The 8633-nt window shown below is 61.4% G+C and carries 10 protein-coding genes; 4 read left to right on the top strand and 6 right to left on the bottom strand.

Annotated features, from left to right (window positions below):
- The coding region (locus LQ215_RS28930) for an MATE family efflux transporter (protein WP_230153664.1) at positions 1-1340 on the top strand (1340 nt) is incomplete at its 5' end.
- 171 nt (positions 1341-1511) lie between these two features.
- Entirely contained in the window at positions 1512-2180 is a 669-nt protein-coding gene (locus tag LQ215_RS28925) for an HAD family hydrolase (protein ID WP_230153663.1), read from the top strand.
- A gap of 115 nt (positions 2181-2295) precedes the next feature.
- Here the strand turns inward: LQ215_RS28925 and ppnN are convergent, their stop codons facing one another.
- Positions 2296-3669: a nucleotide 5'-monophosphate nucleosidase PpnN gene (gene ppnN / locus LQ215_RS28920; RefSeq protein ID WP_230153662.1), complete on the bottom strand. Its 1374-nt coding sequence runs from the start codon at positions 3667-3669 to the stop codon at positions 2296-2298.
- A gap of 215 nt (positions 3670-3884) precedes the next feature.
- Between ppnN and LQ215_RS28915 the strand changes: the two genes are divergently transcribed.
- Positions 3885-4418, top strand: a complete 534-nt coding sequence (locus tag LQ215_RS28915) for a DUF3087 family protein (protein WP_230153661.1) — start codon at positions 3885-3887, stop codon at positions 4416-4418.
- A 4-nt stretch (positions 4419-4422) separates the two neighbouring features.
- Here LQ215_RS28915 and LQ215_RS28910 read toward each other — a convergent pair whose 3' ends face one another.
- Positions 4423-4893, bottom strand: coding sequence for an arsenate reductase ArsC (locus tag LQ215_RS28910; protein WP_230153660.1), 471 nt, complete (start codon positions 4891-4893; stop codon positions 4423-4425).
- A gap of 182 nt (positions 4894-5075) precedes the next feature.
- Between LQ215_RS28910 and LQ215_RS28905 the strand changes: the two genes are divergently transcribed.
- Positions 5076-5831 (top strand): OBAP family protein, encoded by a 756-nt coding sequence (locus LQ215_RS28905; protein WP_230153659.1) that lies wholly within the window; start codon positions 5076-5078, stop codon positions 5829-5831.
- Positions 5832-6096: 265 nt separating this feature from the next.
- On the opposite strand, the gene LQ215_RS28900 is transcribed toward LQ215_RS28905, so the two are convergent.
- The 4 genes from LQ215_RS28900 to LQ215_RS28885 form a co-directional block, all read right to left on the bottom strand.
- On the bottom strand, positions 6097-6324 hold the full coding sequence (locus tag LQ215_RS28900; protein WP_230153658.1) for a hypothetical protein: 228 nt from the start codon (positions 6322-6324) through the stop codon (positions 6097-6099).
- A 62-nt stretch (positions 6325-6386) separates the two neighbouring features.
- Positions 6387-6566, bottom strand: coding sequence for a general stress protein (locus LQ215_RS28895; RefSeq protein WP_230153657.1), 180 nt, complete (start codon positions 6564-6566; stop codon positions 6387-6389).
- Positions 6567-6693: 127 nt separating this feature from the next.
- Positions 6694-7257 carry an ATP-dependent Clp protease proteolytic subunit gene (locus tag LQ215_RS28890; RefSeq protein ID WP_230153656.1) on the bottom strand — a complete coding sequence of 188 codons (564 nt, stop codon included), beginning with the start codon at positions 7255-7257 and terminating at the stop codon, positions 6694-6696.
- A gap of 116 nt (positions 7258-7373) precedes the next feature.
- Complete coding sequence (locus LQ215_RS28885; protein ID WP_230153655.1) at positions 7374-8429, bottom strand: DNA topoisomerase IB; 1056 nt, start codon at positions 8427-8429, stop codon at positions 7374-7376.
- Positions 8430-8633: the final 204 nt, after the last annotated feature.

Below are 8633 nucleotides of genomic sequence, written 5' to 3'. Positions count from 1 at the left end.
CCCAGCCCCTTTGGAAAACCTATCTCCTGTTCCTGGCCCCCATGGTCCTGTCCAACTTCCTGCAGTCCATGTCCGGCACACTCAACAGCATCTACATCGGCCAGATGCTCGGTACCCAGGCCTTGGCGGCAGTGTCGGGCATGTTTCCCATCGTGTTTTTCTTTATCGCATTGGTGATTGGCCTCGGCGCGGGCGCGGGGGTGTTGATCGGGCAGGCCTACGGTGCCGGAGAAACCGGCACGGTGAAGGCGATTGCCGGTTCGACGTTGTTGTTGGGGGCCATCATCGGCCTGCTGGCGGCGGTGCTCGGCAGTGTCTTTGCGCGTCAGGCGTTGCAGGGGCTCGGCACGCCGGCTGATGTGCTGGAGGATGCGGTTTCCTATGCCCGGGTCATGATGTGGGTTTTACCGATGTTGCTGGTATTCGTGCTGTTCACCCAACTGCTGCGCGGGGTGAGCGATACGGTGTCACCGATGTTGGCGCTGCTGGTCTCCACCAGTGTCGGGCTGCTGCTCACACCGGCGCTGATTCGTGGCTGGCTGGGGTTGCCGCAGATGGGCATCCAGAGCGCGGCACTGGCGGGCTTGGTGGGGACGGCCTCGGCCATGGCCTTGCTGGCGTGGCGCCTGAACCGTCGCGAGCATGCCCTGGCGCCGGACCGGGCGTTGTTCGCGGCGATGCGCCTGGACACGGAGATCCTTGGCAAAGTGCTGCGCATCGGCTTGCCCACGGGGTTGCAGATGGTGGTGATCTCATTGTCCGAGCTGGTCATCCTGACGCTGGTCAATAGCCACGGTTCCCAGGCCACGGCGGCCTACGGCGCGGTGACGCAGATCGTCAACTACGTGCAGTTTCCGGCGCTGTCGATCGCTATCACCGCTTCGATTCTCGGTGCCCAGGCCATCGGTGCCGGACGCCTGGAGCGCCTGGGGCCGATCCTGCGCACGGGGCTTGCGATCAACCTCTGGCTCACGGGCGGGCTGGTGGTCCTGGGTTATCTGTTGTCCCATTGGCTGCTGGGGCTGTTCATCACCGACCCGGCGGCACGGGTCCAGGCCGAACACTTGCTGCACATCATGCTCTGGAGCCTGCTGGTGTTCGGCTTCCAGGCGATCGTCGGCGGCATCATGCGCGCCAGCGGCACGGTGCTGGTGCCGGTCGCCATCTCGATCTTCTGCATCGTCGCCGTGCAAGTGCCGGCGGCGTATCTGCTGGATGCTCATTTCGGACTGCAAGGGGTGTGGATGGCGTTCCCGGTGGCTTACTTGAGCATGCTGCTGTTGCAGACGCTGTACTACAAGCGGGTGTGGCAGCATCAGCCGATCGAGCGGTTGGTGTAACCAACCCACCGCTAAACCTTGTGGGAGCGAGCTTGCTCGCGATGGCGCCGGCACATCCAGCATCGATGCAAACTGACCCACCGCTATCGCGAGCAAGCTCGCTCCCACAGGGGATTGGGGCCTGGCGATGTTACAGTGGCGGTCACCCGCCACGCCGCCACCGAGGATCCGATGCCTGCCAGTCTCCCCACCCACATTGCCTACCGCGCCTTCCTCTTCGACATGGACGGCACACTGCTCAATTCCATCGCCGCCGCCGAGCGGATCTGGACGCGCTGGGCCCTGCGCCATGGCGTGGACGTGGCGACCTTCTTGCCGACGATCCATGGTGTGCGCGCCATCGACACCATCGCCCGCCAGCATCTGCCGGGGATAGATGCCCAGGCCGAGGCCGAGCAGATTACCCGGGAGGAAATCGAAGACGTCGAAGGGGTGGTGCAAGTGCCTGGTGCGCAGGCCTTTCTGAACAGCCTGCCGCCAGAGCGCTGGGCGATTGTCACTTCGGCGCCCATGGCATTGGCCTTGCGCCGTATGGAAGCCGCCGGAATTCCACGCCCTTTGGTCATGGTCACGGCCGAAGACGTCAGCGATGGCAAGCCCAACCCCGCCTGCTATCGCCTGGCGGCCGAACGCTTGCAAGCGGCACCGCAAGAATGCCTGGTGTTTGAAGACGCCGAGGCGGGCATCCGGGCAGGCGAGGCGGCCGAGGCGGATGTGCTGGTGGTGACGGCGACGCATACGCACCCGGAGGTCACCCTTCATCCGCAGATCAAGGATTACCGTGGGCTAGGCATTGAAGTGGATGAAGCCGGGCTGATGCGGATTTGTAGCCACAACTGATCCTTTGTGGGAGCGAGCTTGCTCGCGATAGCGGTGGGTCAGCTTGCATCTGTGCTGAATGTGCCGCTGTCATCGCGAGCAAGCTCGCTCCCACATTAGGGTTATGGCGACTTTGTCAGGTCACCACGCGATAGCACGGCACATACGCCGCGCCGCCTGGCAGTTTCATGCGGTGCTGGGCGACGAAGGCCTGGAGCAGGCGGTCGAGGGGTTCCATGATGGCGGCGTCGCCGTGGATTTCGTAAGGGCCGTGTTCTTCGATCAGGCGGATGCCCTTGTCCTTGACGTTACCGGCCACGATGCCCGAGAAGGCCCGGCGCAGGTTGGCGGCCAGTTCGTGGGCGGGCAGGTCGCGGCTCAGGCCCAGGCTGGCCATGTTGGCGTGGGTCGGGTCGAATGGACGCTGGAAGCCCTCGTCGATCTTCAGCAGCCAGTTGAAGTGGAAGGCGTCGTTGCGCTCGCGGCGGAACTGCTTGACCTCCTTGAGCCCTTGGGTCATTTGCCGCGCCACTTCGACCGGGTCGTCGATGATGATCTGATAGTGCTGCTGCGCGGCCTCACCCAGGGTTGCGCCGACAAACGCATGCAACTGATCGAAGTACGGCGTGGCGCTTTTCGGCCCGGTGAGAACCACCGGGAACGGCAGGTCCTGGTTGGCCGGGTGCATCAGGATGCCCAGCAGGTAGAGGAACTCTTCCGCCGTGCCAGCGCCACCCGGGAAGATGATGATGCCGTGGCCGACACGCACGAAGGCTTCCAGGCGTTTCTCGATGTCCGGCAGGATGACCAGCTCATTGACGATCGGGTTCGGCGCCTCGGCGGCGATGATGCCCGGCTCCGTCAGGCCCAGGTAGCGGCCGCCCTGGATACGCTGCTTGGCATGAGCAATGGTGGCGCCTTTCATCGGGCCCTTCATCACGCCCGGGCCGCAACCGGTGCAGATGTCCAGGCTGCGCAAGCCCAATTCGTGGCCGACTTTCTTGGTGTATTTGTATTCTTCGGTGTTGATCGAGTGACCGCCCCAGCACACGACGATTTTCGGCTCCACGCCAGGACGCAAGGTGCGGGCGTTGCGCAGCAGGTGAAACACGTAGTCGCTGATGCCCTGGGACGAGCTCAGGTCGATGCGCTGGCTGTCCAGCTCGTTCTCGGTGTAGACGATGTCGCGCAGGGCGCTGAACAGCATTTCCCGGGTGCTGGCGATCATTTCGCCGTCGACGAACGCATCGGCCGGCGCGTTCAGCAGCTCCAGGCGCACGCCTCGGTCCTGCTGGTGAATACGGATCTCGAAGTCCTTGTAGGCTTCCAGGATAGTCTTGGCGTTATCGACATGGGCGCCGGTGTTGAGGATGGCCAGGGCGCACTGGCGGAAGAGGTCGTAGATGCTGCCGGAGCCGGCTTCGCTCAGTTGCTGGACTTCGCGCTGGGACAAGGTCTCCAGGCTGCCCTTGGGGCTTACCGAGGCGTTGATTACATGTCTTTGAGTCATTCAGCTTTCCTTGAAAACGATGCCATGCACACAACGACGGCATCTTGAAAAAAACGTCCACGCAGAAAGATCGCACGATCCTTGCGCTATCGCCATGGACTTTGATCCGCCCGGCGAGTCGGTTGCGCTACAAAATGAGCCCCAGCATAGCTAAATCGACCGGGCAGGCGATAATGCGTGACTCTTTTGATGCCGTACAAGGAAATTGCACCGCGATGTTCGAGATCAAACCGTGGGATGGCGACACCTACCGCAAGCAGACCCGCCGCAGCACCCTGATCATCGCGGTGGTGTTCCTGGCCCTGGCGATGCTGCTGTCCAGCCTGGCCGTGATGCTGCTGGGCACGCCCGGAGGCGATAACTTTCGTTTCAACCTCGGTGGGGTGATTGTCGCGGTGCTGGCGATGGCTGTGCTGATGCGCCAGTATTTCTGGTCGCAGCCGTGGATGGCTGCTGCCGTATACGGCTGGCGGCTCAAGCGCAGCCTGATGAAAATCACCAACGTGATGCACCAGGTGACCGCCGGCGTGCAGGCCCAGGACCCCACCGCCATGAAGCTGCTGCGCTTTTATCACTTGGGGCTGGCCCAGATGCATCAGCTGGACGCCAACTCCAGCGCCCAGGGCTCCCTGGCGCGAGAGGCCGAGGCGCACCTGGCGAAGATGCAGGCGCTGGGCCTGGACACCGAACAATCGCGCCTGGAGCCGAGTTGGATCGAGACGGTGAAGCAGGCCTATCGCGCAGGTTGATCGATCAGAGGGTGCCGATGCGCTCGAGCTCGGCTTTCAGGGCCTGGGGGTCGAGCTGGTCGAAGGGCAGGGCAAAAAACGCCCGGCAGCGGGTTTCGATACGATCCAGGGTGGCATGGAAGGCCTGGCCGATCTGATCGTCGCTGCCTTTGACGGTCGATGGATCGACCAGGCCCCAGTGGGCCTTGATGGCCGGACCGAAGTACACCGGGCAAGCATCGCGGGCGGCGCTGTCGCACACGGTGATGACGATGTCCGGCGGGCTGCCCTCAAGCGCGTCGTAACCCTTGCTGCGCAAGCCTTGGGTGCTGATACCGGCTTCTTGCAAGGTGCTCAGGCTGCGCGGAAGCACGTGGCCCTTGGGGAAACTGCCGGCGCTGACGGCCTCGAACCCGGCCGGGGCCAGATGGTTGAACATCGCTTCGCTGAGAATGCTGCGGCAACTGTTGGCTGTGCACATGAAGAGGACTTTCATCGATCGGCTCCGATAAGCGCAGGGGTGGGCTGCGCCGGAGTATATGCGGTTAATCGAATATATGGAATTTCGTATTTGATGGGTCGCGTGGTGCGCGCCATTCGTCGGTAGACCGCCAGGAAAATCAAACCCGTCCCAGGCGATGTCTTTCTCATGAACAGTCATGCAAAAGGAGAGATGACATGCCGAATCGAAATGTTTGTGGCGGCTGGACACTGCTATGCGCAGCAGCCTTGGGATTGACCGGCTGCGCGGGCGGCACGAGCGATTCGCCCGTCGAGGCGCCGGGCACCGCCAAGACCCCGACGACCGCGACGCTGGAAGCCGGGGCGCGACTGATGCAGGACAAACCGCCATTGCGGGTATTGAACACCTACCTCGATGGCTTTCATTTCTACAATGGGCGAATGTCCGGGCAGATGGAAGCGCATCACTACTGCTCGGCGCTCAACGAAGAAGTCTTCCAGTGCGCCATCTTCGACGGCAATACCGCCAGCGCCAAGCTGATGGGCGTCGAGTACATCATCAGCAAGCGCTTGTTCGAGGGGTTGCCGGCGAGTGAAAAACAACTGTGGCACAGCCACGTGCATGAGGTGAAATCCGGGCAGTTGATCGCGCCCGGTATTCCCCAGGCAGCGGAAACCCGATTGATGGAAAATCTGGTCAGCACCTATGGCAAGACCTGGCACACCTGGCACACCGAACAGGGCAACGCACTGCCTTACGGGGTTCCACAGTTGATGATGGGGTTCACGGCCGACGGACAGATCGACCCGCAATTGGTACGTGAGCGGGACGGTCGGATGGGTGTCGACAGCGAAGCGAAAAAGCGTGCCCGGGCCGCTATTCAAGCGCCGGCGATTGATCCAGGTGCGGATGCCTGGCAGAAGGGGCAGGTGTGGCAGATCAAGGATCCGACTGGGCATCATGCCCATTGAAAGTTGTCGACATTCCGCTTTTGTGGCGAGGGAGCTTGCTCCCGCTGGGCTCTGTAGGAGCTGGCGAAGCCTGCGATCTTTTGATCTCTTGATCTTTCGCTTGAGACTTAAGTGTCTGGGGAAAGATCGCAGCCTCGTTGCACTCGACAGCTCCTACACAGCTCCTACACAGCTCCTACAGGCGCAATCCGGCGGGAACAAGTGCTCTCTTCACAAAGTGTGCTAAGTAATAAGTAGGAATAGGGCGTTACGGAGATAGTTTGAATTAGGGCTGTTTGAAATGCCCCGGCACACCATGTTCTTCTTCGTTGGGCCTGGTTTTCTTCTGAACTTGGACGTCGCTGAGTTCAACGTCCTTGAGTTCACTGAACGTCGCTCTCAAGAGTGCCTCGGCTTCGTCGGCACTCAATGTCTCGGTGTTGGCCTCCACCACGCGATTGTCAGGTTGGTTGTCGGTGATGAAACTGATGATGAATCGATCCTGGCTGCTCATGGGGGACCTCGGTGCGGTTAAGCGCCAGGGCGCAGCGGTACTGCGCCCCAACGGTTTCCAGGTTACGATTTTCTGCCGCCGCCTTGGCTGCGTTCGCTACCTTTGTTACCGGCTCCAGTGCCTTTTTGCCGGTCGTTGGCAACGTTGCCGCCCGACGCATGTCCGCCTTTCTTGCCGGCTTCAGATGCTTTTTCACGATCATTTGCGAAGTTGCCTGGGTTTTTGTTTCCGCTACTGGCCATTTTCGAGAATCCTCATTTTCGGTTGAGCGAGCAACGTGCCTCGCATTAGTTGGGAAAGAAAATGGCCGGGGGAAGTTTAAAAAAAACCGCTTGCCGGCGACGAATGGTCAGCCGCCCGAATTCAGTTCTAATCCTCGCCACCGCTGACTTTCCAATGCTTGGCATCCGTGGGGAAAACCACTTGCTCGACCCGATGGGCAATGCCGAACGCCAGGGAGTTTTCCGCGGCAATCACCCGCTCTTCGGCGCACAGGCATTTGAAGATATCCAGCTGCGTCGCCGCGCCAGCGGTTTCCTTGACGTAGATCTCCACATAGCGCGCCACGTCGTTGTCCAGGCTGGAGAGGTACTCGCGCAAGCGCGAGTGATCCACCGACTTCTGGCCGAAGTACCAGTTCATCGGATGAATCAGGAAACGCGAATGCGGGGTGGTGGTGCGGTCGCTGGCAGCCAGGTACATGACGATGCCCATCGACTCGATGTTGCCGGCGTTCACCGCACGTACCGGCACCGGAAGGGACTTGATGAAGGTGTAGAGAGTGAAACCGAAGTTGGTACTGCCACCGATTGTGGAGAGATTGAGCATCAGCGAGTCGGCGCCTTTCTCAATGGCTTCCAGGCAGTTATCGCGAAAGCGTTCGGTGGTTCCCTGATCGATCTGGCAATGAAAATGGACAATGTGTTCGGACATCTGAAACTCCTGTCGACTTCACCGTTTGACGTGCCTGCGGATCGGCTGTGCCGTACAGTTGGGAGTCCAGCGGTCTGCGGATGTTCCTCATCCGTGGCTGGCTGCCGGTGAGCGCATCAAGCCGGTTGCTGCTGTTCGCATTTCTGCGCGGCTTGCGTCATGCGCTGCAGAAATAGCGTCAGCCCGGCTTCTTCTTCGCTGAGGCCTTTACGTGCCCGGGGTTTGGGCAAGTGGGTCAGGGCACCGAGCAGGAAACCCTCCACCACCGCAGGATGAATGTAGCACTTGCGACAGACGGTCGGCGTGTTGCCCAGTTGTCGGGCGACTTGCCTGACCATCTCGGCGACGTGTCTTTTGGCCTCGCTTTCGGTTTCCCAGCGCAGCGTCCGTAACCCGGCCAGAGCGGCTGCGCTGCCGGCCCAGGTGCGGTAGTCCTTGGCGGTAAAGTCCGCGCCGGTGAGGGTCTTGAGGTAGGCGTTGATGTCCGAGGAACTGATGGCGTGGCGCTCGCCGTGTTCGTCCAGGTACTGGAACAGGTTCTGCCCGGGGATCTCCTGGCAGCGCTTGATGATCCGCGCCAGGCGCCGGTCCTTCACGGTGATCTGGTGCTCGATACCGCTCTTGCCGCGGAACTGGAAGGCGATGGCGCTGCCGTTGATCTCGACATGTTTGTTGCGCAGGGTCGTCAGGCCGTAGGAGCGATTGTCCCGGGCGTATTGACTGTTGCCGACGCGGATCAGGGTCACGTCCAGCAAAGTGATGACCGTGGCCAAGACTTTGTCGCGACTGAACCCGGGTGTGGCGAGGATTTCCTCCAGGCGTTTGCGCAAGCGCGGCAGGGCGCGTCCGAATTCCAGCATCCGCGAGTACTTGTCCGCATCCCGGACCTCACGCCAGCGCGCATGGTAGCGGTACTGCTTGCGACCGCGAGCATCGCGCCCGGTGGCCTGCAGATGGCCGCGCGGGTCGGTGCAGATCCAGACATCGGTGTAGGCCGGCGGTACCGCCAGGGCATTGATGCGCTGGATTTCGGCTGCGTCGGTGATGCGCTGGCCCTGCGGGTCGAAATAACAGAATTGGCCCCGCCGCTTTTTGCGGGTGATACCCGGGGCTGTGTCATCGACATAATGCAGATCGGCCGGCAGTGCATCCGGCGGCAGGGTATCGGGCATGAAAAGAGTCCTTGGCAACGAATCCGGTGGCCTGTGAATTCATTGACCGCAGGCTGTTGCCGTCGTGCCAAGATTCTAAGGTTGCCGCAAAACCTGTGGGGGCAAACCAGCAGGAGTAAACCTGTGGGAGCAAACCTGTGGGAGCAAGGCTTGCCCGCGATGCAAGCACCTCGGTGTAGCTGATAGACCGAGGCGATGCTATCG

The organism is Pseudomonas brassicacearum (assembly GCF_918698105.1).
GTDB classification, from domain to species: Bacteria; Pseudomonadota; Gammaproteobacteria; order Pseudomonadales; family Pseudomonadaceae; genus Aquipseudomonas; species Aquipseudomonas brassicacearum_F.
The sequence above is the reverse complement of the archived record's forward strand: the minus strand, read 5'-3'. Positions and strand labels throughout refer to the sequence as shown.

Bases quoted from the DNA above. Each gene is read 5' to 3' on its own strand.
- LQ215_RS28925 (WP_230153663.1), top strand. From the start codon at position 1,512: ATGCCTGCCAGTCTCCCCACCCACATTGCCTACCGCGCCTTCCTCTTC.
- ppnN (WP_230153662.1), bottom strand. From the start codon at position 3,669: ATGACTCAAAGACATGTAATCAACGCCTCGGTAAGCCCCAAGGGCAGC.
- LQ215_RS28915 (WP_230153661.1), top strand. From the start codon at position 3,885: ATGTTCGAGATCAAACCGTGGGATGGCGACACCTACCGCAAGCAGACC.
- LQ215_RS28910 (WP_230153660.1), bottom strand. From the start codon at position 4,893: ATGAAAGTCCTCTTCATGTGCACAGCCAACAGTTGCCGCAGCATTCTC.
- LQ215_RS28905 (WP_230153659.1), top strand. From the start codon at position 5,076: ATGCCGAATCGAAATGTTTGTGGCGGCTGGACACTGCTATGCGCAGCA.
- LQ215_RS28900 (WP_230153658.1), bottom strand. From the start codon at position 6,324: ATGAGCAGCCAGGATCGATTCATCATCAGTTTCATCACCGACAACCAA.
- LQ215_RS28895 (WP_230153657.1), bottom strand. From the start codon at position 6,566: ATGGCCAGTAGCGGAAACAAAAACCCAGGCAACTTCGCAAATGATCGT.
- LQ215_RS28890 (WP_230153656.1), bottom strand. From the start codon at position 7,257: ATGTCCGAACACATTGTCCATTTTCATTGCCAGATCGATCAGGGAACC.
- LQ215_RS28885 (WP_230153655.1), bottom strand. From the start codon at position 8,429: ATGCCCGATACCCTGCCGCCGGATGCACTGCCGGCCGATCTGCATTAT.